This is a genomic window from Nocardia terrae (assembly GCF_009760405.1).
GTDB classification, from domain to species: domain Bacteria; phylum Actinomycetota; class Actinomycetes; order Mycobacteriales; family Mycobacteriaceae; genus Nocardia; species Nocardia terrae.
The window spans coordinates 1,173,369-1,196,913 of the sequence record NZ_WRPP01000001.1; the positions used below are offsets into that span (position 1 = coordinate 1,173,369).

Annotated in this window: 23 protein-coding genes and 1 pseudogene; 12 read left to right on the top strand and 12 right to left on the bottom strand. The window is 68.8% G+C overall.

Annotated elements, in window-relative coordinates:
- Positions 1 to 247 precede the first annotated feature (247 nt).
- The 8 genes and pseudogenes from GPX89_RS05365 to GPX89_RS05400 all read right to left on the bottom strand — a co-directional run.
- Positions 248 to 439, bottom strand: a pseudogene (locus GPX89_RS05365) (zinc ribbon domain-containing protein); the annotation flags it as partial.
- Positions 379 to 618 carry a helix-turn-helix domain-containing protein gene (locus GPX89_RS46190; RefSeq protein ID WP_407939325.1) on the bottom strand — a complete coding sequence of 80 codons (240 nt, stop codon included), beginning with the start codon at positions 616 to 618 and terminating at the stop codon, positions 379 to 381. The pseudogene GPX89_RS05365 and the gene GPX89_RS46190, both read right to left, overlap by 61 nt.
- Before the next feature lie 87 nt (positions 619 to 705).
- Positions 706 to 1,503 (bottom strand): ABC transporter permease subunit, encoded by a 798-nt coding sequence (locus GPX89_RS05375; RefSeq protein ID WP_157355407.1) that lies wholly within the window; start codon positions 1,501 to 1,503, stop codon positions 706 to 708.
- A gap of 2 nt (positions 1,504 to 1,505) precedes the next feature.
- On the bottom strand, positions 1,506 to 2,399 hold the full coding sequence (locus GPX89_RS05380; protein ID WP_157355408.1) for a 2-aminoethylphosphonate ABC transporter permease subunit: 894 nt from the start codon (positions 2,397 to 2,399) through the stop codon (positions 1,506 to 1,508).
- A 381-nt stretch (positions 2,400 to 2,780) separates the two neighbouring features.
- On the bottom strand, positions 2,781 to 3,962 hold the full coding sequence (locus tag GPX89_RS05385) for an ABC transporter ATP-binding protein (RefSeq protein ID WP_157355409.1): 1,182 nt from the start codon (positions 3,960 to 3,962) through the stop codon (positions 2,781 to 2,783).
- Positions 3,963 to 3,986: 24 nt separating this feature from the next.
- Positions 3,987 to 5,060: a 2-aminoethylphosphonate ABC transporter substrate-binding protein gene (locus GPX89_RS05390; RefSeq protein ID WP_407939326.1), complete on the bottom strand. Its 1,074-nt coding sequence runs from the start codon at positions 5,058 to 5,060 to the stop codon at positions 3,987 to 3,989.
- 96 nt (positions 5,061 to 5,156) lie between these two features.
- Positions 5,157 to 5,849: a phosphonatase-like hydrolase gene (locus GPX89_RS05395; protein ID WP_328601524.1), complete on the bottom strand. Its 693-nt coding sequence runs from the start codon at positions 5,847 to 5,849 to the stop codon at positions 5,157 to 5,159.
- Positions 5,850 to 5,871: 22 nt separating this feature from the next.
- Positions 5,872 to 6,987, bottom strand: coding sequence for a TIGR03364 family FAD-dependent oxidoreductase (locus GPX89_RS05400; protein WP_157355410.1), 1,116 nt, complete (start codon positions 6,985 to 6,987; stop codon positions 5,872 to 5,874).
- Positions 6,988 to 7,085: 98 nt separating this feature from the next.
- Between GPX89_RS05400 and GPX89_RS05405 the strand changes: the two genes are divergently transcribed.
- Positions 7,086 to 7,823, top strand: coding sequence for a GntR family transcriptional regulator (locus tag GPX89_RS05405; protein WP_328601525.1), 738 nt, complete (start codon positions 7,086 to 7,088; stop codon positions 7,821 to 7,823).
- Positions 7,824 to 7,913: 90 nt separating this feature from the next.
- Here GPX89_RS05405 and GPX89_RS05410 read toward each other — a convergent pair whose 3' ends face one another.
- Complete coding sequence (locus tag GPX89_RS05410; protein ID WP_157355411.1) at positions 7,914 to 9,116, bottom strand: alpha/beta hydrolase family protein; 1,203 nt, start codon at positions 9,114 to 9,116, stop codon at positions 7,914 to 7,916.
- Positions 9,117 to 9,227: 111 nt separating this feature from the next.
- Here GPX89_RS05410 and GPX89_RS05415 point away from each other — a divergent pair, with 111 nt between their 5' ends.
- The gene (locus tag GPX89_RS05415) at positions 9,228 to 9,845 is read left to right on the top strand and encodes a TetR/AcrR family transcriptional regulator (protein ID WP_157355412.1); all 618 of its coding nucleotides are present in this window, start codon (positions 9,228 to 9,230) and stop codon (positions 9,843 to 9,845) included.
- Between the two features lie 254 nt (positions 9,846 to 10,099).
- Here the strand turns inward: GPX89_RS05415 and GPX89_RS05420 are convergent, their stop codons facing one another.
- Complete coding sequence (locus tag GPX89_RS05420; protein ID WP_328601526.1) at positions 10,100 to 11,113, bottom strand: LLM class flavin-dependent oxidoreductase; 1,014 nt, start codon at positions 11,111 to 11,113, stop codon at positions 10,100 to 10,102.
- A 129-nt stretch (positions 11,114 to 11,242) separates the two neighbouring features.
- On the opposite strand from GPX89_RS05420, the gene map reads away from it, so the two are divergent.
- The 4 genes from map (at position 11,243) to GPX89_RS05440 (ending at position 15,002) form a co-directional block, all read left to right on the top strand.
- The gene (gene map, locus GPX89_RS05425; RefSeq protein WP_157355414.1) at positions 11,243 to 12,106 is read left to right on the top strand and encodes a type I methionyl aminopeptidase; all 864 of its coding nucleotides are present in this window, start codon (positions 11,243 to 11,245) and stop codon (positions 12,104 to 12,106) included.
- A complete protein-coding gene (locus GPX89_RS05430) occupies positions 12,103 to 12,399 on the top strand; it encodes a hypothetical protein (RefSeq protein ID WP_157355415.1) in 297 nt (98 codons plus the stop codon). Before map ends, GPX89_RS05430 begins: the two co-directional genes overlap by 4 nt.
- Positions 12,400 to 12,821: 422 nt before the next feature.
- Positions 12,822 to 14,372: a cobyric acid synthase gene (locus GPX89_RS05435; RefSeq protein ID WP_157355416.1), complete on the top strand. Its 1,551-nt coding sequence runs from the start codon at positions 12,822 to 12,824 to the stop codon at positions 14,370 to 14,372.
- Positions 14,373 to 14,438: 66 nt separating this feature from the next.
- Positions 14,439 to 15,002, top strand: coding sequence for an alpha/beta fold hydrolase (locus tag GPX89_RS05440; protein ID WP_157387061.1), 564 nt, complete (start codon positions 14,439 to 14,441; stop codon positions 15,000 to 15,002).
- A gap of 14 nt (positions 15,003 to 15,016) precedes the next feature.
- Here the strand turns inward: GPX89_RS05440 and GPX89_RS05445 are convergent, their stop codons facing one another.
- Positions 15,017 to 15,955 (bottom strand): alpha/beta hydrolase, encoded by a 939-nt coding sequence (locus GPX89_RS05445; RefSeq protein ID WP_235946885.1) that lies wholly within the window; start codon positions 15,953 to 15,955, stop codon positions 15,017 to 15,019.
- Between the two features lie 279 nt (positions 15,956 to 16,234).
- Between GPX89_RS05445 and mqo the strand changes: the two genes are divergently transcribed.
- Positions 16,235 to 17,764, top strand: coding sequence for a malate dehydrogenase (quinone) (gene mqo / locus GPX89_RS05450; RefSeq protein ID WP_328601527.1), 1,530 nt, complete (start codon positions 16,235 to 16,237; stop codon positions 17,762 to 17,764).
- 12 nt (positions 17,765 to 17,776) lie between these two features.
- Positions 17,777 to 18,226, top strand: a complete 450-nt coding sequence (locus GPX89_RS05455; protein WP_157355418.1) for a GNAT family N-acetyltransferase — start codon at positions 17,777 to 17,779, stop codon at positions 18,224 to 18,226.
- Positions 18,227 to 18,292: 66 nt separating this feature from the next.
- Here the strand turns inward: GPX89_RS05455 and GPX89_RS05460 are convergent, their stop codons facing one another.
- Positions 18,293 to 18,682 (bottom strand): YybH family protein, encoded by a 390-nt coding sequence (locus GPX89_RS05460; RefSeq protein WP_157355419.1) that lies wholly within the window; start codon positions 18,680 to 18,682, stop codon positions 18,293 to 18,295.
- A gap of 50 nt (positions 18,683 to 18,732) precedes the next feature.
- Here GPX89_RS05460 and GPX89_RS05465 point away from each other — a divergent pair, with 50 nt between their 5' ends.
- From GPX89_RS05465 to GPX89_RS05480, 4 genes are all read left to right on the top strand, one after another.
- Positions 18,733 to 20,877 carry a VWA domain-containing protein gene (locus tag GPX89_RS05465; protein WP_328601528.1) on the top strand — a complete coding sequence of 715 codons (2,145 nt, stop codon included), beginning with the start codon at positions 18,733 to 18,735 and terminating at the stop codon, positions 20,875 to 20,877.
- Between the two features lie 261 nt (positions 20,878 to 21,138).
- Positions 21,139 to 21,759, top strand: a complete 621-nt coding sequence (gene cobO / locus GPX89_RS05470; RefSeq protein ID WP_157355420.1) for a cob(I)yrinic acid a,c-diamide adenosyltransferase — start codon at positions 21,139 to 21,141, stop codon at positions 21,757 to 21,759.
- Complete coding sequence (locus GPX89_RS05475; protein ID WP_157355421.1) at positions 21,753 to 23,138, top strand: cobyrinate a,c-diamide synthase; 1,386 nt, start codon at positions 21,753 to 21,755, stop codon at positions 23,136 to 23,138. Before cobO ends, GPX89_RS05475 begins: the two co-directional genes overlap by 7 nt.
- Positions 23,125 to 23,505 (top strand): cobalamin biosynthesis protein, encoded by a 381-nt coding sequence (locus GPX89_RS05480; protein ID WP_157355422.1) that lies wholly within the window; start codon positions 23,125 to 23,127, stop codon positions 23,503 to 23,505. Before GPX89_RS05475 ends, GPX89_RS05480 begins: the two co-directional genes overlap by 14 nt.
- Positions 23,506 to 23,545: the final 40 nt, after the last annotated feature.

A 23,545-nucleotide genomic window follows, 5' to 3' on the forward strand; every position in this document is an offset into this window, starting at 1 on the left:
CCGGTCCACTGTCCGCTATGCCCGGCAATAAAGGCAAGACACCGCTGACCGTCCCGTTCGCAGAGTATGTTTGTCGTGCTCTGCGACCTGTGGGATCGCTCCCACAGGGTTGGCCCGCAACCACGGTTTCGGGTCTTCCCGTGGCGATACCGCTGCCAGGCGTGCCTGGTCTTACATGGTTTCCAGCGGGCTCTTTTAACGTCCCGACGCAACTCGCCGAGGACACCGACGCCGCCAGGTTGCGGGCGGCGTTCACATCACGATCCAGTACGAGACCGCAATGACCACAACGGAATATGCGTTCGGACAAGTGCAGCTTGGCTTTCACTGCCTTGCACCTCGAGCATGTCTTGGAGCTGGGAAAGAACCGATCAGCCTTCACCAAAGCTCCGCCACGCCAGTCGGTCCCCAGTTGTAGACGAAACGTGCTGCACCGCAATGTGACCGCAACGCCTCTTCTTGATCGGATGTCGGTTCCAGCACGAAACGGTAGGCCTGCATCGTCGGGCCCGGGGCCCGCGCAGATGACATGAACCCGGCTTCGCTCACGCGTTCGAGGCTAGGTAATCCGGGCGAGACACAGCAACTCGAAATGGCCGACACGCCAACGAGATCCATCGATTCAGCTGAATGCCGAAACCGCTGACCATCCCCTCACGTTTGGTCAGCGGTTTTGGTGCGGTCGAACACGTACTGACCCCGGGGTCAGCGCAGCGCCGCACGACCTTTCAAGCGGCCCAGGATGATCAGGGCGAGGAGGGTGACCAGCACCAGCAGGGTGGTGCTGGCGGCCGCGTCGAAGACCGCGCCGCGGTCGGTGGCGGCGAAGATGGTCACCGGCAGGGTCTTCCAGGTCGCCGGGTAGACCATGATGGTCGCCCCGAGCTCGCCCATGGACAGGGCGATGGCCAGGCCCGCCGCCGCGCCCAGTGCGGGCAGCAGCAACGGGAGAGTAATGCGGAACAGCACACGCGCGGGTCCGGCCCCGAGCGATTCGGCGGCCTGCCGGTAGCCGGGGTCGAGCCGGTCCAGCGCCGCGGACACGCCGCTGAAGGCGTAGGCCAGCACCAGCACCGTATGGGCCAGGATCACAATCCATTTGGTGCCGCCCAACAGCAGCGGCCGTTCGTTGAAGGTGATGAGCACGCCCAGGCCGATCGCCACCGACGGCACCGCGACCGGCACGTGGAACACCGCGTCGGTGATCCGCCGCAGCCAGGCGGGCGCTTCGCTCGAGGCCAGCGCCGCCCAGGTGCCCAGCACCAGTGAGAGCAGGCCCGCCAGCAGCGCGGTCTGCAGGCTCACCGACAGGCTCGCGGACTCCTCGCCCGAGAGCGCCCGATCGAAATTGGCGAAACCCAGGTGCGAGGGCAGCGGCCCGGTCCACCGTCCGGCCAGCGCGGCCGCCACCACGGTCGCGATGGGCGCGACGAACACCACGACGACCACGATCCCGAACACCGCGAGCACCGCGGCCCGCCCGCGTCGCGTCCATACCAGCATGATCAGCTCTCCTTCCGCGCACCGGTCAGGCGCGCGAACAGCAGTCGGTATCCGAGGTACAGGCTCAGCGACAGCAGCACCTGCACCGAGGCCAGCACCGCGGCCCCCGGCAGATCGAAGGTGACGATGCCGCGCGTGTAGATCAGCGCCGGCAGCGTGATGACACCCTTCGCCCCGGTGAACAGCACGATGCCGAACTCGTTGAGCGTCAACAGCAGGGTGAGGCTCCCGCCCGCCGCCAGCGCCGGCCACGCCTCCGGCATGACCACCTGCCGCAGCACCCGCCACGGCGACGCCCCCAGGCTCGACGCCACATCCAGCTGCTCCCGCGGCAACTGCGCGAACGCCGCCAGCAGCGGCCGCACCACGAACGGCGTGAAGAACGTGACCTCGGCCAGGATCACGCCCCAGGGCGTACTGAGAAAGTTCAGCACCGGCTGCGTGCCCCCGGTGATCTGATTGATCAGCGCGTTCACCGCGCCCGCCGTCCCGTACAGGAACGTGAAGGCCAGCGTCACGAGGAAAGACGGCAACGTCAGCACCGAATCGATGAGCCGCCCCACCAGCTGCGACCCCGGAAACGGCACGAACGCCAACACGATCGCCAGAAACGTCCCCAACACCAGACACCCGACGGTCGAGCTCACCGCGATCGTCACCGTGCGCCACAACGCATTCCGGAACGACTCCTCGGCCAGCACCCGCGACCACGTCCCGACCCCTCGCCCGGACTTGGTTTTCGTCGACTCCAGCAACACCCGCACGATCGGATACACCGCGATCAGCAGCACGACCGCCACGGGCGGCAGCGTCCACAACACCGGCCGCCACGACCGCCCGGCTTCCCGCTCCGCGGGAGTCTCGGCCGTGGAAGCAGATTCGAGCAGCGCGGTCATGAAGCCCTCCCGTCCCGAGCCGCCGCCACCCCGGCGACCAGCTCGACCCAGACGTCCGTGCCGATCGCCCGAGGCAGGGTCGTCGCCCGACGATCATCGATCACAGGGCTTGAAATTGCCTTGTAGCAAGCGAATTCACCCGGCGAATGTTGTGGCAGGGCTCGCGTGCACGCGCAGCCCCGGACCTCGGGGCCCTTTGGCGCGGCGGGGGATTCGAGTAGATGCATCACGACTTGCTCCCATCCGGCGTCGCCGTGATTCCTCGGAACCGGTTGGGCGTCGAGGCGGTGGACGCCTCTGGCCACGGCTCCTGACTCGGGTCGGATGTCTGTGCGGCATAGGAGAATTCGCCCGTCACCCGCCGGGAAAGGTGTGCGGCGGTCATGCGCGGGCCTCGCCGTCCGCGGCGGCCTCGGTGCCGATGCCCGGCGGGATGAGGACACCGGCCGGGTCGGGGAAGCGGATGCCGACGTGGTCGCCGGGGGCGATGTCGGTGTGGCCCAGGACGTCCACGGCGAGTTCGGTGGGGATGCCCGCCACTTCGAGGTGCAGGCGGGTGGAGGCGCCCTTCCAGACGGTGGTGATCACGGTGGCGCGCAGGGCATCTCGTTCGGTGAGGGGGACGACCTCGACGGTGTGGGGGCGCACGCACAGTTGGGCGTCCGCGTTGGGGGCCCAGTCGGGGCGGCCGATGCCGGGGGCGGGGGCGTGGGCGCGCAGGGTGTGTTCGCCGACGGTGACCAGGGCGGCGGTGCCGGAGACGTGTTTGACCTCGCAGGCAAGCAGATTCGCGCCGCCGAGGAAGGAGGCGGTGAATTCGGTGGAGGGCTGCTGCCACAGGTTGTGGGCGGTGTCGATGTCGACCAGGCGGGCGTCGCGCATGACGGCGATGCGGTCGGCCAGGGCCAGCGCCTCGGCCTGGTCGTGGGTCACGTACAGCATCGCGGTGTCCGGCAAAGCCTTTCGCAGCTGCTGGAGCTCACCGAGCATGTTCTGGCGCAGCTGCGCGTCCAGCGCCGCGAGGGGCTCGTCGAGCAGCAGCACCTTGGGGCGGATGGCCAGGGCCCGCGCGATGGCGACGCGCTGCTGCTGTCCGCCGGACAGCTCGCGCGGCAGCCGCTTGGCGTAGGAGCCCATGCCGACCATTTCGAGTGCCTCGGCGACCCGGGCCCCGATCTCGTTGCGCGGCACGCGATGCGACTTCAGCCCGAAGGCCACATTGTCGTGCACCCGCATGTGCGGGAACAGCGCGTAGGACTGCACGACCACCCCGATGCCGCGCTTGGCGGGGGACAGGTCGGTGACGTCGCGCCCGGCCAGTCGTACCGCGCCCGAGGTGGGCCGGACGAATCCGGCCAGCGCCTTGAGCGCGGTGGACTTGCCGGAACCGCTGGGTCCCAGGAGCGCGACCGTTTCCCCCGCGGCGACCCGCAGGTTGAAATCGGCCAGTGCGACAGTGGTTTTACGGCCGCGGCCGTAGGTGACCCCGACCCGGTCGAACACGATGGCCGGTTCGGCGGTGGTGTCGGTCGCCACCGTGGATGTCGTCAACGCGGAGGACATGGCTGCTGCTCCTGGGACTAGTGACTAGCTACCGGTGGCCTTGTTGTATGCCGCGACGTCGGCGTCGAGGTCGTCGAGCACCTTGGTCCAATCCGGGTGCAGGATCTCGACGTTCTTCACCACCGAAGCCGGGGAGACCGCGCCCGGCGCGGTGGCCGGGGCGTTGGCGAGCTCGCTGCGGGCCGGGACGGCGTAGGCGTCGGGCAGGGTCTTCTGCGCGTCGGCCGAGAGCAGGAACTCCATGAGCTTCTTACCGGCGTCGGAGTGCGGCGCGCCCTTGGCCAGACCCATCAGGTACGGCAGCGCGACGGTCTTGGCCTTGCCGTCGGTGGTGGCCGGGAAGAAGACGTCGAACTTCGAGCCCTTCTCCTTCGCGGTGGCCAGGTTCATCTGCACATCGCCGTTGGCGACCAGGATCTCGCCCTTGTCCACCTTGGCCTGCAGTTTGCCGGTCGAGGAGGACGGGCCGACGTTGTTGGCCTGCAGCTTGGTCAGGTAGTCCAGCGCGCCCTGCTTGCCGTAGAGCTGCTGCAGCAGGATCAGGACCGCGGTGCCGTCACCGGCCTGGCCGGGGGTGGAGTACTGGATCTTGCCCTTGTAATCCGGCTTCAGCAGGTCGTCCCAGGTGATGGTCTTGGTGGCGTCGACCGAGGGGTTGGCGATGAAGCACAGGTAGTTGCCCGCCAGGGTGACCCACTTGCCGCCCGCGTCCTTGTCGGCTGCGGCGACGGCGGCGGTGTCGACGCCGGAGGCTTGCAGCAGCCCGGACTTGTCGGCCTTCTGCATGAACGGCGGCAGCGTCACGACCACGTCGGCCTGCGGGTTGGACTGTTCCTTCTCGACGCGGCTGACGACCTCGCCGGAGCCCGCCTCGACCAGGTTGACCGAAATGCCGGTCTGGTCCTTGAACTTCGCGAACTGGGCCTTGTACCAGTCGCCGACGCCATCGGCGGAGTAGACGGTGACCGTCTTGTCGCCGCTGGCGTTGCTGCCGGTGCCGCCGCAGGCGGTCAGGCTGAAGGCGACCGCGGTCGCGGAGGTCAGGATGAGAGCGGTGCGGGCGATGTTGCGTGCGAGGCGGTTGTTCGAAATACGCACGGTGACTGCACTTTCAGTTCAGGGGACGGTCGAGTCGAAGGGACGGTGGGGTACTCCGCCGCCCCGGGCGAGGCGCGCCCGGAGCGGCGGAATTCTCTAGCCGCGCTCGGCCAGCAGCAGCTGCGCGAACTCGGTGATGGACGGCACGACATGGGTCGCACCGGCGGAGCGCAGTTGCTCCTCGTCGTGGGCTCCGGTGAGGGTTCCGGCCACGATGCGCGCCCCGGCCGAGAGCCCGGTGCCGATATCGCTGGCCGTATCACCCAGCACCGCAACGCGATCCACGGCGTCGATGCCCAGTCGCAGCACAGCGGTGAGCACCATGTCCGGGTAGGGGCGGCCGCGACCGGCGTCGGAGGGAGCCAGGGTCAGATCGGCGATGTCGTTCCAGCCCAGCACTTCCAGCAGTTTGTCCTGGGTCTCGCGACTGAAGCCGGTGGTCAGCGCCACCTTGATGCCCGCCGCCCGCAGCGCCGAGATGGCTTCGGCGGCACCGGGAATCGGGCTGACGCCGGTCTCGGCGGCGAGTTCGGCGTAGGCGGCCTCGAAGGCCGCGTTGCCCGCCTGCGCGCGCTCCTCGTCACCACCGGTCAGTGCGCGGAAGACGACGATCTTGGACTGGCCCATGGTGTCGACGACGTACTGCCGGGCGGCTTCGCGCTCGGGCCCCTGTTCGGGGATGCCCGCCGCGGTGGCGGCCCGTTCGAAGGACCGGATGACCAGCCCGTCGTCTTCGACGGTGGTGCCCGCCATGTCGAGCACGGCGAGGTCGATCTGCTTGTCGGACACGGTGATTCCTTCGCTGTTCGGATCAGAGCTCGAGCAGGTCGGCGGTCTCTTCGCCGAGCGCGGGCCCCAGCGTCATACCGCGCCCGCCCGGGCCGGTGATCACCCAGACGTTGTCGGCGGCCCGCGCGCGGGTGACGATGGCCCCCGGATCGATGGACTGGCTGTAGACCCCGGCCCAGCGCCGCACGATCGGCGGCAGCTTGCGGCCCAGCAGCTCCTCCATCACGCCGGTGAGGTGCTCGTAGGGGGCCTCGTCGACGTCGAAGGTGAACGGCTCGTCGTACTCGTGGGTGTCGCCGATGGTGAGTCCGCCGTGCAGGCGCTGCACGGCCAGCAGCTGCATCTTGTGCTGGGCCGCGGTGAACGGCTGCGCCTCTTCGCGATTCAGCTTGTCCAGCTCGGGGCCCGCGAAGGCCGGGTAGTAGCGGAAGCTGTCGCCGTCGGCGATGGCGGTGGTGAGCGGTTCGCCCAGGGGAGCGGTCTGCATCATCTGCAGCCGTACCCGGCGCACCGGAATGTCCCCCACCAGTTCACGAGTCAGGCCCGCGTGCGCCGCGCCCGGGCAGACCAGGACCAGATCGCCCTCGTGGCGGCGGCCGCGGTCGTCGACGACGGTGGTGCCGGTGAGAGTGCGCGCCTCGGTCCCCGCGAAGAAGGTGTAGCGCTCGCTGGCCTCCATGTAGCGGCGCAGCGCGGGCAGCGCCTGCCGCGACTCCACCGCGGCGTCGGCCGAACAGTGCAGGCCCGCAAGGAACTTGCCGCGCAGCGCGGGGTTGAGCGCGCGCACCCGGTCCGGGTCCAGCAGCTCGAAGCCGCGTTCGGCGGCCGAGGGGCCCGCCATGGCGGCCTCGGCCACCGCGAGCTCGTTGTCGGTGCGCACCAAGGTGATCGAGCCCGCGGCGCGGAAGCCCACGCCCGGCACCTTGCCGCCGATCTCTTCCCACAGCTGCCGGGACCGCAGCGTGAGCGCCAATTCGCTGGCGCTGCGCCCCGAAACCCACACCAGTCCGAAGTTGCGCACGGTCGCGCCGCGCGCCTCCACCTCGCGTTCCAGGTGAACGACGTCGTGGCCGCGCCCGATGGCGGCGAGAGCGTGGGCGGTACCGAGGATCCCTCCGCCGATGATGACCAATCGCATGACCAACATCCTGGGCAATGGTCTAGACCTAGGAGTGTTTCGTGTGGAAACGCTAGGTTAATAATTGGTATAGACCAATCCTGTGTACGCTGGGGCTCATGGACCAGTGGGAGGCTGCCGGGGTGGAAGACCAGTTGGCGCGCATGCCGAAGTCGTATCGTGTCCGCGCGGAACTGGAGTCGCTGCTCGCCGAACTCTCCGAGGGCGACCCGCTCCCCTCCGAACGAGAACTCGCCCTGCGCTGCGGCGTCGCCCGCGAAACCGTGCGGCAGGCCGTGCGAGAACTGCTGGTGGAGGGCCGGATTCGCCGCCAGGGCCGCGGCACCGTGGTCTCGCGCCCGAAGATGGTGCAGCCCTTGTCACTTCGCTCCTACACCGAGGGCGCGCTGCGCTTCGGCCGCACGCCCGGCCGTCTGCTGGTGGGCTGGACCGATGTGCCCGCCGAACCGGATGTCGCCCAGGATCTGAAGATCGAGCCCGGCACCGTGGTGACCCATCTGGAGCGGGTGCTGCTGGCCGACGGCGAGCGCATCGGCCTGGAGAGCACCTGGATGCCGTTGCCGCGCTTCGCCTTCCTGCGCGAGTTCTACGACCCCACCACCTCGCTCTACGCGGCGACCCGTTCGCGCGGCATCGTCTACATGTCGGCCACCGAGCGCATCGAGACCATGCTGGCCTCCCCGCGCGAGGCCGCCCTGCTGGAATGCACCACCGCCCTGCCGATGCTGCTGCTGCACCGCCGCAGCGTGGACGCCGAGGGAACGCCCATCGAACGCGTGCGGTCGCTCTATCGCGGCGACCGCATCGCGTTCCAGGCCACTTTGCGCGACTACTGACGCACTCCCGCACCGGGATCCACTGACGCGTGTTCCTGCCGTCCTGCGTGGGAGGATCTGCCGACGCGTGGATCCGGCCGCGCGGGGGATCTACTGCGTGGCGTGGGTGTCGTCGAGCCAGTCGAACAGGCGCTGCAGGGTGAGCAGCACGGCTCCGGTGTGGCAGTGCTCGCCCGCGCCCTCCGCCTCGGTGCCGGTGATCAATTCCTTCTTGCAGGTCAGCGCCTCGTGGAGGCGCGGGGCCTCGCCCTTGAAGAAGAGGTCGTTCTCGGCCTCGAAAACCAGTGTCGGGCACTGGATCCGGTCGGCCACACCGGCGAGGGTGTAGTCGGCGGTGCGGCGCACGTAGTCGGCGGGTGAGGCCGCGCCGAAGGTCCACCGCCCGTTGCGCAGCGCCCAGCGCGTGGTGGTGCTGACCGCCATCAGCAGGGCGGCAACGGCATTCGCCTCCTCGTCGCGGCCCTGCGCGATCCACTCGGACAGGAACGGCGGCATGATCCGCTCGTGCGCGGCGTGGTAATCGTAGAGGCCGTCGTCGAGGATCAGCGCCGCCAGCCGCGGCTCGAAGGCGGCGGCACGTGCGGCCAGGTAGCCGCCGAGGCTGTAGCCGAACAGGGAGATTCGCGTCGAGTCGATCTCCGGGCGGGTCAGCGCGAAGTCGACCACCGGGGTGATGACGGCCTCCCAGTCGTGACGGAAGGTGAGGCCCTGCTCGCGGATGACCGCGCCCTGGCCGGGGCCGTCGAAGGCCAGCACGTTGTATCCGCGCGCCACCGCGCCCGCCGCCAGCGCGAAATACGACTCCTCGAGGGTGGAGTCGAAACCGCTGTTGAAGATGACGGTCGGACGCGGCGCGCCCGAATCGTCGACCAGGTAGAGGTAGCCGGGAAGGGTGGTGTCCGCGTAGGGAATCGACACCGGGATCACCGGTGAGTCCATGAGTTGCGCGGCGGCCCAGAAGGTTTCGCGTGCCAGCCGGGACAGCTCACGGGCCTTCGAATCGTTGGCCGGATCGTCGCGGCGGTAGAACTCGGCGGTGCGGTAGTAGTTCGAGGCCCGCAGCAGCGCCTCGCGGGCACTCACCCGGTGGCCCGCGCTCGCGGCCGCCTCGCCGAGGCTGTGCACCCGGCGGGCGGTGGCCTCCCACTCGCGCAGCCAGGCCGCCTCGTCCCCGTCCGGGATGCGGCGGGCGGTGGTGATCACCTCGCCGAGTTCCGCGCCGCCGTAGCAGGCGAACCCGGCCGCGCGCAGGGTCTCGTAGTCGAAGGATTCGTCGTCGAAGAGGAATTTCATGGCTTCTACCTCGCTCTTTACGTCGATACGACACCGTTTCGTCGTACGGGAAGAACGGTAGACCCCGTAACGACGAAACGCAACCGTTTCGTCGTTGATAGACTTCGGGCCATGAGCGAGGAACCCGGTTCGAGCGGACGCAAACCCGCGGGCGCGGCGGTGATGCAGCCGCAGGTGACCGCCGCCATCCGGGCCGCGGCCTTCGAGGAACTGGCCGAGGCGGGCTACGGCAAACTGTCCATGGAGGCGGTCGCCCGTCGCGCGGGCGTGAGCAAGCCGACGCTGTACCGGCGCTGGTCGACCAAGGAGGACCTGGTCCTCGCGCTCATCTCCGAGGTGGCCATCGCCGCCGCCGACCCGCCCGACACCGGAACCGTGCGCGGCGATCTGCGCGCGCTGCTCGCCGTCATGGCCGACGGTCTCACCAATCCCTTTGCCGCCCGGATCATTCCGGACCTGCTGGCCCAGGCCGTCCGGGTGCCCGCGCTGCGCGAGGTGCTCGCCGTGGGTATCGGACAGTCCCGGCGCGCCAGGATCGAGCTCCTGCTGCACCGGGCCGTCGAGCGCGGCGAGCTGCCCGCGACCCTGAATACCGAACTGGCCCTGGACTTCATCGGCGGTCCGCTGTTTCTGCACGTCATGCTCGGCGGTGACCCGACCGGAGCGGAGTATCTCGACGAACTCACCGACATGCTGCTCACCGCCTTCGGGGCGGCCCCGACGAAATGAGTTCGGCCCGCTCATCCACGACCGGGCCAACCCCCGTCGTTCGTGACCGGGCCAACCCCCGTCGTTCGTGACCGGGCCAACCCCCGTCGTTCGTGACCGGGCCAACCCCCGTCATTCGCAACCGGGCCAACCCCCATCGTTCGTGACCGAGCCAACCCCCGTCATTCGCAACCGGGCCAACCCCCGTCGTTCGCGACCGGGTCAACCCCCGTCATTCCGGCGTGCTTTTGGTCGGAATCCAATCACGGTGCCGCTCAGCGGACCTGCGGTGCGACCTTCGCGCCCAGCAGTTCGATGTTGTGCAAGACCTTCTCGTGCGGCAGCGTGCCGACGCTGCTGTGCAGCATGAACCGGTCCAGCCCGAGGGTGTCGCGCACGTCGGCGATCTTCTCGGCGACGTAGTCCGGCGTGCCCACGAACAGCGAACCGCTTTGGGAGCGAAGGGCATCGAACTGCTGCCGGGTCATCGGACCCCAGCCGCGCTCGCGCCCGATGCCGGACATGGCCCGCGCGTAGGAGGCGTAGAAGTCCTCGACCGCGGCCTTGTCGGTGTCGGCGATGTACCCGTGCGCGTGCACCGCCACCGGCTGCGGCTGGTGCCCGCCCTCGTCGAGCGCCCGGTGGTACAGATCCACCAGCGGCTTGAACCGCGCCGGCTGCCCGCCGATGATGGCGATGGCCAGCGGCAGGCCCAGAAGCCCTGCGCGCACGACGGATTCGGGGCTGCCGCCGACCGCGATCCACACCGGCAGCGGCCGGTTCTCGGTGCGCGGGTAGACGATGGCGTCGGTCAGGGGAGCGCGGAACTTGCCCTCCCAGGTGACCGGCTCTTCCTCGCGGATCTTCAGCAGCAGCGCCAGCTTCTCCTCGAAGAGTTCGTCGTAGTCATTGAGGTCGTAGCCGAACAGCGGGAACGACTCGATGAACGAGCCACGCCCGGCCATCAATTCGGCCCGCCCGTTGGACAGTCCGTCCAGGGTCGAGAAGTCCTGGAACACCCGTACCGGATCGTCGGAGCTGAGCACGGTTACCGCGCTGGTGAGCTGAATCCGCTCGGTCCGCGAGGCGATGGCGGCCAGCACCATCGCGGGTGAGGACGCCGCGAAGTCTTTGCGGTGATGCTCGCCCACGCCGTACACGTCCAGCCCGGCCCGCTCGGTGGCCACGGCTTCCTCGACCACCTGCCGCAGCCGCTCGCCCGCGGTCGGCACCGGCCCGTCGCCGCCCACGGGGTGTGTTTCCGCGAATGTCGTCAGTCCCAGTTCCACGGCCGCAGCCCCTCTCGAGTCTTGTCTCCAAGTCAACCGAAAGCGTAAACGGACCACGGTCCGGAAGAATTCCCGCCGCACGTGGACCTGCGGATCTCAGCATTCGGACCGGCAGATACTCTGGTAGCCATGTCTGTGCGCACCCGCAAGCCCCTCGTACCCGGCACGCAGTCGCCCATTCGCGAGGTCCCCAAGAACATCGAGCGACCCGAGTACGTCTGGAAGAAGACCGTCAACGAAGGGCGCGAGCCCTGGGTGCAGACCCCCGAGACCATCGAGAAGATGCGCATCGCGGGCAAGATCGCCGCACAGGCCCTGGAAGAAGCGGGCAAGGCCGTCGCGCCGGGCGTGACCACCGACGAGCTGGACCGCATCGCGCACGAGTACATGATCGACCACGGCGCGTACCCGTCGACCTTGGGCTACAAGGGATTTCCCAAATCCTGCTGCACCTCGCTGAACGAGGTCATCTGCCACGGCATTCCGGACTCGACGGTCATCGAGGACGGCGACATCGTCAATATCGACGTGACCGCCTACATCGACGGCGTGCACGGCGACACCAACAAGACCTTCCTCGCCGGTGACGTGGACGAGGAGGTGCGCCTGCTGGTCGAGCGCACCGAGGAGGCGACCATGCGGGCCATCAAGGCCGTCAAGCCCGGTCGCGCCCTCAACGTCATCGGCCGCGTGATCGAGGCCTACGCCAACCGCTTCGGCTACGGCGTGGTCCGCGACTTCACCGGCCACGGGGTCGGCCCCACCTTCCACTCCGGCCTGGTCATCCTGCACTACGACCAGCCCGCCGTGGAGTCGGTGATCGAACCGGGCATGACCTTCACCATCGAGCCCATGATCAACCTGGGCGGTATCGACTACGAGATCTGGGACGACGGCTGGACCGTGGTCACCAAGGACCGCAAGTGGACCGCCCAATTCGAACACACACTCGTCGTAACCGACGACGGAGCAGAAATCCTGACCCTCCCGTGAAAATCGCCATGCCCCAGCGGGGCACCACGACGCGCGGCATCGGCTCGCGCGGACCTCGCCGCAAGCCCAACCGCTTCCTGCCGCCCAACCCCCGCGACGAGGGCCTCGGCGCCATGCGCGCCGCCATGCGCCGCCACGTCGAACTCTCCGCGGGCCGCCCGGTCGAGGACGCCGAAAAACCCGACGACGCGGCGACCGACACCCGCGACGCCTCCGACAACCGCGACGCCTACACCAGCAGCGGCCGCGAGTACTACGTCTACCGCCCCCGAGCGGAGTACAGCACCCGGTGACCAGCCGTCCCGCCGCGGATTTCCTCCGCCGTTCCGGCGTGCTCTCGGCTGGAACCCACCGCCCGAGTTGGGATCTCGGCCAACGGTATGCCGGGATGACGGGTGGGATTCGCCCCGGGATCACGGGCCGGACCTCGGTCCGGTCGGCCGGCGCCGGGCGGCGGGGATGAAAGGCGCTCTGCGGGTCGCGGGAGCCGCCTTCGATGCGGGGAAAAGCGTTGTCGGAGAGCGTCTCTGCCGCCGCCGTGCAGAGGCGAGCGCGGCTCCGCCGATGAACGACCTCCGGTGGCTCGGGTGAGGGGCGCTCGTGTCGGCGCGGGAACATGCCCGCGCACCTGCGCGTGGGGGGTGTCGGCCGGGTCTCGCCGTCCGGGCGCGCGGCGGGTAACGCGGGGTGGCTTCGGGACGGAAGGAGGCCTCGGATGGCGGTGGTGAAGGGTGCGCTGCTGGTCGCGGGCACTACGTCCGATGCGGGGAAAAGTGTTGTGGTGGCGGGGCTTTGCCGTCTGCTGGCGCGGCGGGGGGTGCGGGTCGCGCCGTTCAAGGCGCAGAACATGTCCAACAACTCCGTGGTCACGCTCGACGGCGGGGAGATCGGGCGGGCGCAGGCGTTGCAGGCTCGGGCGTGTGGGCTCGAGCCGAGCGTCCGGTTCAATCCGATCTTGTTGAAGCCCGGGAGTGATCGGCGGTCGCAGCTCGTGGTGCGGGGCAAGGCGATCGACACCGTGGGGGCCAAGGATTATTTCCGGCATCGGACCGAGTTGCGGGCGATCGTGGCCGAGGAATTGGCCGCGCTGCGGGACGAATTCGATGTGGTGATCTGCGAGGGGGCCGGGTCGCCCGCCGAGATCAATTTGCGGGCAACGGATCTGGCGAACATGGGGCTGGCGCGGGCGGCGGACCTGCCGGTGGTGGTGGTCGGCGACATCGATCGCGGGGGAGTGCTGGCGCATCTGTTCGGCACCGTGGCCATCCTGGAACCCGAAGACCAGCAACTGATCTCCGGTTTTATCGTCAACAAGTTCCGTGGGGACGTCGATCTGCTGAAGCCGGGGCTGGATCAGCTCGAGGCGCTCACCGGGCGGCCGACGCTGGGTGTGATCCCGTTCGCGGAGGACCTCTGGATCGACGCGGAGGATTCGCTCGGCACGGTCGCCGACGCCCCCGTCGGGCGTCCCCGGCCGCCGCTCGGCGCGAACTGGCTGACCGTCGCCGCCATCCGGTTGCCGCGCATCTCCAATTCCACCGATGTCGAGGCGCTGGCCTGCGAGCCGGGCGTTTCCGTGCGCTGGGTGAGCGACCCCTCTCGCCTGGCGGGGGCCGATCTGGTCGTCGTGCCCGGCAGCAAATCCACCGTCAGCGATCTGGAGTGGTTGCGGCGCACCGGGATCGCCGACGCGCTCACCGCGCGCGCGGCGGCGGGCGGGCCGATTCTCGGCATCTGCGGCGGCTATCAGATGCTGGCGCGCACCATCGTCGACCCGGTCGAATCGGCGGCGGGCACGGTCGCGGGCCTGGGCCTGCTGGACCTGGAGATCGAATTCGACGATCCGAAGGTGCTGCGCCGCTCGCGGGGCCGTGTCGGCGATCATGCGGGCCTCGGCGGTGATGACGCTCTCCCGGTGCACGGCTATGAAATCCACCACGGTCGCGTGACTCACACCGGCGACCGCCCCTGGTTCGAACTGGACGGCCTCCCTGAAGGCAGCGTGCGCGAAGCGATCTGGGGCACGCACCTGCACGGAGCCTTGGAATCGGACGAGTTTCGGCGCGCCTGGCTGCGCCGGGTCGCCGAACAGGCCGGTCGCCCGGAATTCATTGTGGCCGACGATGTTTCGGTCGCCGAAGTGCGCGCGTCCCAGCTCGATCTGCTCGCCGACCTGCTGGAGAAGCATCTCGACCTGGACGCGCTGGAACGCCTGATCACCGCGGGTCCATTGTCGAATGTCCCAACTCTGACCGTAAAGAAGTGACCCCGGTCACAGGAATCCGCCCGACTCGCGGTCGACCTCTCTCCGGCTCCTGTAGCGTGAATGACCATGGAATCTCGGCGGATCACGGTCGGTGACCGCGAGTGGGCGGTGCGAATCGGCGGACCCGAAACCCGGCACCACGTCCTGCTGCTACCCGATGCGGGGGATCCGGCCGACATTTACGACCAGGTCTGCGAACGGCTGCAGACCTCGGACCTGCACACCATCGCGATCGAATCGATCGACGGTCTCGACGCCACGGCGGTCTTCGCGATCCTCGACCAGTTGAAGGTCCCGTGGGCCAACCTGGTCGGCAGCGGCGCGGGCGCGGAGCTGGCCTGGCAGTTGGCCGCGCGCGGCTTCGGCCGTTTCATGAGCCTCATCGCGGCGGGCGGCGGACACCCGGCCGCCCCCGGCACGGACGGCGAGGTCAAAGACGCCTCCTGCCCGCCGGTGGAGATCCCCACCACCCTGCTGGCCACCAAGCGCCTGCCGCGCCCGGTGGCCGAGGGTTCCAGCCGGTTCGTCTACGGCGAATTCCGGCTGGTCCCCATGGATGTCACCGATGTGGCCTCCGAAGCCGGCCACGAGCTGGCCACCGAAGTGGTGCTGCGCACCAGCTTCTGGTGATTACCCGCCGTTGATCACGCGCTGGCTTCCGGGCTGGAAGCCAGCCACTTCAGCCATGAATCCAGCTCGGCGAACGCCTGGTTGCGCGGCGTCTCCGCGGACAGGAACACATCGTGCCGCGCACCCTCGATCGGCACGATATTGGTCCGGTCGCCCAGGCAGCCCGACCAGCGCTGGATCTGCTTCACGTCGAGCACCAGATCGGCCAGGTCGGCGGCCGGACCGTACTCGCGCATGAATTTGGTGATCTTGGACCGCAGGATCAGCGCGGGCACCCCGATATCGAGGCCCTTGTGCAGCCGGAACTGCCCGCGCCGGATGGCCCGCAGCCAGCCCGCGTGAACCGCGAAGCCGCTCAACGGTTTCCAATCCAGGTTGTAGTCCCATTCCCCGGAGACGCTCTTGTGCAGGCTGTCGCCGTAGGCGGTGGACACGCCCAGCGGAATCTTCGCGAACGCCCGCAACCGGCCCAGCCCCTCCAGCACCGGGGTGCCGATCGAGCGGTAGTAGCCCGGGCCCTGCAGGTCGAACCACGGGCTGTTGAGCACCAGGCCCGTAATGCCCTGGGCACGAACGCCGCCGGAGGACTGCAGCCGGTTCAGCCACAGCGAGGTGACCAGACCGCCGGTCGAGTGCGCCATGACCAGCACGTCCAGCCCGCTCTCCTCGCGAATGATCTTCAGCGAGCGGTTCAGCTCCACGTCGTAGAGCGCCAGGTCGCTCACGAAGTGCGGGGTCTGCCCGGCCCGCTGTGACCGGCCGCACTTGCGCAGGTCCAGCGCGTAGAAGGCGTACCCCTGCGCGGCCAGATGCTGGGCCAGGTGTTCCTGGAAGAAGTAGTCGGTGAAGCCGTGCACATAGAGCACGGCCTTGGTGGCGACCGGCGTGTCGGCCGGGGCGTAGCGGACCAGCGTGGCGACCACGTCGCCCTCGCCGTCCGGATCGGGTCCCATCGGAATCGTGAGCTGCTGGTAGTCGTCACCCAGCACGTCGGGCTGCCAGGCATCGGGCCGCCGAGTGTCTGTCGACGAGGTGGTGGATGACGTTTCTCGGGTCACAAGCCCAAGATAGACCGCGTCCCAACGATGTCCATTTGGGAGGGATCTCTCACATTCGGGGATTTCGAAGCGGGATTGGGGAATGGTCAGGGGCAGAATTGAGCTCAAGTGAACGACGGGTAACCTAACCCCCACCTGGTGACCCATTCAAGGACAAGGAAGTCGACGAACGCCGTGTCGAACGCTGCCACGATTGAAAAGACCGATGTAGTACTCATCGGAGCCGGCATCATGAGTGCCACCCTCGGCGCCTTGCTCCGACAGGTGCAGCCGGATTGGTCGATCAATATCTTCGAGCGCCTCGACGAGGCCGCCGGGGAGAGCAGCGATCCCTGGAACAACGCCGGTACCGGCCACTCGGCCCTGTGCGAGCTGAACTACACCCCGCGCAATGCCGCCGGCGAGGTGGAGATCGCCAAGGCCATCGACATCAACGAGCGCTTCCAGGTCTCGCGTCAGTTCTGGTCCTACGCGGTGGAGAACGGCGTGCTGGCCACCCCGTCGAACTTCATCAACCCCATTCCCCACGTGAGCTTCACCCACGGTGCGGACGGCGTCGAATACCTGCGCAAGCGCCACGAGGCGCTGTCGCGGCATCCGCTGTTCGAGGGCATGGAATTCATCGACGACGCGGACGAATTCAGCAAGCGACTACCGCTGATGGCCAAGGGCCGCGACTTCTCCGATCCGATCGCCCTGAACTGGACCGATCACGGCACCGACATCGACTTCGGTGAGCTCACCAAGGAACTGCTGGCCTACCTGGGCGCGTCGGGCGCGGATATCGCCTTCGGCCACGAGGTGCTCAATCTCACCAAGCAGTCCGACGGCTCCTGGCTGGTCAAGGTGCGCAACCTGCGCAGCCGCAAGGTGCGGGTGATCAACGCCAAGTTCGTGTTCGTCGGTGCGGGTGGCGGCGCGCTGCCGCTGCTGCAGAAGTCGGGCATCAAGGAGATCAACGGCTTCGGCGGTTTCCCGGTGTCGGGCCTGTTCCTGCGTGCCACCAACCCCGCGCTGGTCGCCAGCCACGAGGCCAAGGTGTACGGCCAGGCGTCGGTCGGTGCGCCGCCGATGTCGGTGCCGCACTTGGACACTCGCGTCATCAACGGTGAGAAGGGCCTGCTGTTCGGCCCCTACGCCGGTTGGACGCCGAAGTTCCTCAAGGACGGCAAGATGACCGACCTCATCAAGTCGGTGAAGCCGAACAACCTGTTCTCCATGCTGGGTGTGGGCGTCACCGAGATGGGCCTGGTCAACTACCTGGTCGGCGAGCTGCTCAAGTCGCAGGCCGGTCGCGTGGACGTGATGGAGGAGTTCATCCCGCGGGCCGACGGCGCGGACTGGGAGCTGATCATCGCCGGTCAGCGCGTGCAGGTCATCCGCCGCAAGGGCGCGGGCGGCGTGCTCGAGCTGGGCACCGCGGTCGTCGCGGCCGAGGACGGCACCATCGCCGGTCTGCTGGGCGCTTCCCCGGGCGCGTCCACCTGTGTGAGCGCCATGCTCGACGTGATGAAGAAGTGCTTCCCGCGCGAATTCTCCACGTGGGAGCCGAAACTCAAGGAAATGGTGCCGTCGCTGGGCACCAAGCTCTCGGAGAATCAGGCCCTGTACCGCGAGGTCTGGGACTGGTCCACCAAGGCCCTCCAGCTGGATTCGGACAACACGCCCAACCACTCCGCTATTTCTTCTCACGCCCAGATGTGATAGCAAGACGCGATGATGTCAACGGTTGCTCTCAAACGGTCGTGGTCCCAAGACCTGGACACCGCGACGCTGTACAAGCTGTTGAAACTTCGCGTCGAGGTGTTCGTCGTCGAACAGAAGTGCGCGTACCCCGAATTGGACGGTTACGACCTGCTGCCGGAAACCCGCCACTTCTGGCTCGACGATGAGGGCGAGGTCATCTGCACCCTGCGCCTCATGGAAGAGCACGAGGACGGCGTCAAGTCCTTCCGCATCGGCCGCCTCTGCACCACCCCCGAGGCCCGAGGCCACGGCTACACCACCCGCCTGCTCCAGGCCGCCCTGGCCGAAGCGGGTTCGGCGACGGTCCGCCTGAACGCCCAGACCTACCTCGTCGACATGTACACCAAGCACGGCTTCAAGGTCGACGGCGAGGAGTACATCGAAGACGGCATTCCCCACATCCCGATGCGCCGCGGCTGACCCCGCACCCAACTGAAAACGTCCGTGCCCGCTGTGCGACCCACAGCGGGCACGGCTGTTTCCGGGTTACCTCGAGACGCCCCAGGGGTCGTCGATCAGGATGGCCCAGGAGTCATCGGCTCGGCGGCGCAGGACGTCGGTGCTGACGGCGGACATGGCAATGGGCCGGCCATCGGGGCGGGTGCCGTCGATGCGCCAGGCGTTCACGACCGTGGCGATGTCGCCGACGACGACGGTTCGGAGCACGTCGTTGTGCATTGTCGGATGTATTGCCACGAGATCGGCCAGCGCCGAACGGATTTCGTCGCGGCCGGTCTTCGGGGCGGTGCCGGGGGCGTAGAAGAAGACGGCGTCGGGCTCATAGAGTGACGCGGCGTCGTCGGGCCGCCCTTCGGCCAGGGCGGTGCCCAGCAGGGACAGAACGGATTCCGGGGTGGATGCGTGCAATGCGGTCATCGGGGCCTCCTGCTTCGAGTATCCGATCGGGACGCGCTTAGAGTTGGGGCGTGTCCGTTTCTCCTGTGGCTTGTTCCGAGAGTGTTCGTGCGGCCGATGATGAGGCCGGGTTTCCGTTCTCCGCGGTGGTGGGGCAGGAGCGGCTGCAGTTGGCGCTGATCCTGTGCGCGGTGCATCCCGGGATCGGGGGTGTGCTGGTGCGCGGGGAGAAGGGGACGGCCAAGTCGACCGTGGTGCGGGCGCTGGCGCAGTTGCTGCCGCCGGTGGTGGACGAGTCGGGGGCGCGGCCCGCGCGGCTGGTGGAGTTGCCGGTCGGCGCGACCGAGGACCGGGTGGTCGGGTCGCTGGATCTGGAGCGGGTGCTGCGCGACGGGGAGCAGGCGTTCAAGCCGGGCCTGCTGGCGGCCGCGCACCACGGCGTGCTGTACGTGGACGAGGTGAACCTGCTGCACGACCATCTGGTGGACGTGCTGCTGGACGCGGCGGCCATGGGCCGGGTGCACATCGAGCGCGACGGGGTCTCGCACACGCACCCGGCGCGATTCGTGTTGGTGGGCACCATGAATCCCGAGGAGGGCGAGCTGCGCCCGCAGCTGCTGGACCGCTTCGGGCTCACCGTCGACGTGACCGCCTCCCGCGACGTGGACGTCCGCATGGCCGTCGTTCGCCGCCGCCTGGACTACGAGGCCGATCCGGCCGCCTTCGCCGCCGCGTACGCCGCCGCCGATCGTGAAGTGGCGGAACGCATTCTGACCGCCCGCGATCGCCTGGCCGAGGTGTCTCTCGACAATGTCGAGCTGCGTCGCATCGCGGCCCTGTGCGCGAGCTTCGACGTCGACGGCATGCGCGCGGACCTGGTGGTCGCCCGCACCGCCGCCGCCCACGCCGCCTGGCGCGGTGCCACCGCGGTCACCGAGGCCGACGTGCGCGTGGCCGCGGAACTGGCGCTGCCGCACCGCCGCCGCCGCGACCCCTTCGACGAACCCGGGATCAGCGAGGAACAACTCGACGAGGCCATGAACCAGGCCGCCGAGGAAGCCGCCCGCGCCGGGGAGGACGACCGCCTGGGAAAAGGTGAGGCGGTCCCGCCGAACGGTGCGGGACCGCAGGATGCGGCGGACGGCTCGCCCGAGGATCGCGACGCGAACCCCGATTCACCTGACGCTGGACCGGATTCGCCATCCGGCGGTCCGGAGCCTCTGGCCGATGGTCAGGAGCCCCGCACCGATCCGGACACGGAGCTCGGACCCGATATCGACCCCGGTCGGCCCGACCCCGACCCGGATTACCGTGGGGGAGATCAGGATCCATCCCCGCGACCGCGCCCCGAGGACGACGGCAACCGGAGCCCCGCCGGTGACCGCCTGTCGCGCGAGGGCCACGTCTCCGCCCCCTCCGGCACCCTGCCCAAACCTCCGCGCTGGGAGGTGCCCGGCGTCGGTGAGGGCGCGCCCGGCCGCCGTTCCCGCGCCCGCACCCGCCAGGGCCGGGTCGTGCGCGCCACCGAGGACACCTCCACCGGCCTGCACCTGCTCGGCACGATCTTCGCCGCGGTGCCCTACCAGTACGAGCGCGGCCGCCTGACCGGCCCGCTCGCCTTCGTCCCCGCCGACCTGCGCGGCGCGTATCGCGAAGGCCGCGAAGGCAACCTGGTCGTCTTCGTCGTCGACACCTCCGGCTCCATGGCCGCCCGCGACCGCCTCTCCGCCGTCACCAGCGCGGTGGTGGCCCTGCTCCGCGACGCCTACCAGCGCCGCGACAAGGTCGCCGTCATCACCATGCGCGGGCAGGACGCGGAGTTGGTGCTGCCCCCGACCTCATCGGTCGACATCGCCGTCCGCCGCCTGTCGGACCTGCGCACCGGCGGCAAAACCCCACTCGCCCAAGGGCTTCTGAAGGCTCGCGAGCTGGTCCGCCGGGAACGCACCCGTGACCCTCACCGCCGCCCGCTGCTCGTCCTGCTCACCGACGGCCGCGCCACCGGCGGCACCGACCCCCTCCCGCGCGCCCGAGCCGCCGCCCGCATGCTCGCGAACGACGCGGTCACCGCCATGGTCGTCGACTGCGAACGCGGCATGATCCGTCTGGGACTGGCCCGCGACCTCGCCGCCGACCTGCGTGGTGGCTACCTCCAATTGACCGACCTCACCGGCGATTCCGTCGCGGGCATAGTCCGCGCCACCCGGGCGGCCTGAGGGCGCTGCCTACTCCATCGAGCCCGAGCCTTACGCGCCCACGACCTGCGGCCGCCTCGCGGGCTGTGTCCGCGCCACCGGGGCGGCCCACACCCTCGGCCCGACATCAGTCTTCGAGGTCGTCTCCCGTGGTTTCGGTGACGTGATCAAGGGCCTCCGCGACCTCTTCTGATGACCGCAGTCCGGGCCGGGAGCCTCCGCATCGGATGCGTATGGCACCGTGAATCCCCGGACTGGTTGTCGTGGAAGGAGCTGGGGTCGATGCCGAAGGGTGTGCCGTTGCCGGAGAGCATTCCGGATGACGGGCTGACGACGCGGCAGCGCCGGAATCTGCCTGTGCTGGCGGTGCACACCGGGCCGGGGAAGGGGAAGTCGACCGCGGCGTTCGGGATGGCTTTGCGGGCGTGGAATCAGGGCTTCGATGTGGCGGTGTTCCAGTTCGTGAAGAGCGCGAAGTGGAAGGTGGGGGAGGAGGCCGCTTTCCGGACGCTCGGGAAGCTGCACGAGGAGACCGGGGCCGGGGGCGCGGTCGAATGGCACAAGATGGGTGAGGGCTGGTCGTGGACTCGTAAGCAGGGCAGCGACGAGGACCATGCTGCCGCGGCGCTGGCCGGGTGGCAGGAGATCAAGCGCCGCCTGGGGGCCGAGGAGCACCGGTTCTACGTGCTCGACGAGTTCACCTATCCGCTCAAGTGGGGATGGGTGGATGTGGACGAGGTCGTCGAGACGCTGCGGAATCGGCCGGGCAACCAGCATGTGGTGATCACCGGTCGCGATGCGCCGCAGGCGTTGATCGACGCGGCCGACCTGGTCACGGAGATGACGAAGGTGAAGCATCCGATGGACGCGGGCCGCAAGGGCCAGCGCGGCATCGAATGGTGAGCACGCCCGCGGTCGTCATCGCCGCGCCCGCCTCCGGGAGCGGGAAGACCACGGTCGCCACCGGATTGATCGGGGCGCTGCGCCGGGCCGGTCATCGTGTCGCACCGTTCAAGGTGGGGCCGGACTACATCGATCCCGGCTATCACGGGCTGGCCGCCGGACGTCCCGGCCGGAACCTGGACCCGGTCCTGGTCGGGGCCGAACGAGTGCTGCCGCTGTATCTGCACGGCAGCGCCGATTGCGATCTCGCGGTGGTCGAGGGCGTGATGGGCTTGTTCGACGGCCGCATCGACGAACACAACACCGAGGCGATCGCGGAGGGCTCCACCGCCCAGATCGCCGCCATGCTGGGCGCACCGGTGATCCTGGTGGTCGACGCCCGCGGCCACAGCCAGAGCCTGGCGGCTCTGCTGCACGGTTTCGCCACCTACGACAGCGGAATCCGCCTCGGCGGAGTGATTCTCAATCGGGTCGGCAGCGAACGCCACGAACAGGTGCTGCGCGCGGCGTGCGCCCGCGTCGGCCTGCCGGTCCTGGGCGCGCTGCCGCGAATGGCCGAACTGGCGGTCCCGTCAAGGCATCTCGGACTGATCCCGGCCGTCGAGCACGGTGCCGCGGCGCAAGCCGCCGTCGACGCCATGACCGATCTCGTCGCCGCCCACATCGACCTCGCCGCGGTAGCGGCCCTGGCGTTCTCGAACGCGCAAGGTCGGAGCTGGGATCCAGCGGCTGAAGTGACGGCCGAGGACTCTGGCCCCGTGGTGGCGATCGCGGGCGGCCCAGCCTTCACCTTCGGCTACGCGGAACACCGCGAACTCTTGGCCGCCGCCGGCGCGCAAGTGCGGGTGTTCGACCCGCTGCGCGATGAATTACCCTCCGGCACAGCAGGTCTGGTCCTGCCCGGTGGTTTCCCGGAAGAGCACGCGGCCGAACTCGCCTCCAACACGGGTTTGCTCGCCACGATTGCCGACCTAGCCTCCCGCGGCCTCCCCATCCACGCCGAATGCGCGGGCCTGCTCTACCTGACCCGCACCCTCGACGGCCACCGCATGGCCGGAGTCGTCGACGCGGACGCCGAATTCGGCCCCCGCCTCACCCTCGGCTACCGAGACGCGGTGGCGCTCACCGACTCTCCGCTCTGGAGCGCCGGTGAACGGGTTCGCGGTCACGAATTCCACCGCACGCGACTGACCGCCCAGAACTCCACCACTCCCGCCTGGGCATGGCGCTCACCGAACGGAGACACGGTCCGGGAAGGCGCAACCCCACACCGAGTCCACGCCTCCTACCTCCACACCCACCCCGCCGGAAACCCGACCGCCATCGGCAGCTTCGTCTCCGCCGCAGCCGATTTCGCCCGCGCCCATGCCCCGGCCTGAGTTGGCGGTCGGAGTCGGACTGCGTCCTGGAACATCAGCCGACGACATCGTCGCCGCAGTAAGGGAAGTGGTAGGCGGTGCGCGAATCGTCCGTCTGGCCACGATGGAACGTCGGGCTTCGGAGCCTGGATTCATCAGTGCTGCTGAGCAATTGAGTGCGGAGATCGCAGCCTTCTCCGCCGAGGAGCTGGAAGGAGCAACGGTTCCCAATCCTTCGGGTCGGGTGGCGGCGGCGATCGGAACCTCGAGCGTTGCGGAGGCTGCGGCGATATTGGCAAGTGGCGGTGGGGAATTGGTTGTTTTGAAAAGTATCGTTTCGGGAATTGTCGTTGCTGCCGCTGCTATTCTGATGGGCGAAGAATTCTGAAAAGCTAAGTTACAACGGACATTTCGGGTTCCGTGGCGAT